This window comes from Neisseria sp. P0019.S003, assembly GCF_051957115.1.
Lineage (GTDB): Bacteria > Pseudomonadota > Gammaproteobacteria > Burkholderiales > Neisseriaceae > Neisseria > Neisseria flavescens_D.
In genome coordinates this window covers 1-883 of record NZ_JBQCWT010000019.1, presented here as the reverse complement: position 1 = coordinate 883, position 883 = coordinate 1, and the positions used below count along the sequence as shown (strand labels likewise).

Annotated in this window: 1 protein-coding gene; it reads right to left on the bottom strand. The window is 55.9% G+C overall.

The window, feature by feature from the left end:
- Window positions 1-883, bottom strand: an 883-nt coding sequence (locus ACTHTS_RS10845) for a hypothetical protein (RefSeq protein WP_440370032.1), incomplete at both ends; no start/stop codon positions are given.

Genomic DNA, 883 nt, shown 5'->3' with positions numbered 1-883 from the left:
AGACAACACAAGACCAACACACACCCCAAACACCAACAAACAACCAACACCACAACCACCCCCACAACAAACACCCCACCCCCCGAAACCAACACACCCAACCAACACCCCAAACCCACACACAACAACAACAACAACACCACCCACCCAACCAACCAAACAAACCCCCCACCACCCACCACAAACCCCAAAAAAACCACACATACAAACACCAACCACCAGCACCACAAAAACCCCATCCCACACACCCCCAACCAACCCCCCCACACCACCACAAACAACACACCTACCAAAACAACACCACCAACACAACCCCACCACCCACCACACAAACAAACCCACCACCAACACAACCCCCACCAAACACCACAACAAAACAACCACAACCCCCAACCACACAAACACCAACCCCACACACCCCAACCACACCCCACCCCAAACACCCACAAACCACACGCCCACCACCACCAACCCCAACAACAACCCAAACACCACCAAACCCCCCCCAAAAAACCCCCCCCCCCCCCAACCAAACCCCAACACCCCCACCACACCCCCCAACACAAACCCAACCACCCCCACCACAACCCGAAACACAAACCCCAACAAAAACAACACCCACAAACCCAAACACCCCCAAACCCCACCAACCCCAACCACAACAACAAAACCCCCCCCAACCACACAACCCCACCCACAACCAACCCCACCCAACCACCCACCCACCCCCCACACACCAAAACAAAAAACCCAACCCAACACAACCACCACCCCCACCCACACACCCCCAAAAAAAAACACACACCACCAAAAAAACCACGCCCAACACCCACCCCCCACACACACCCAACACCACCAACACCCCCCCACACACCAACCCCAC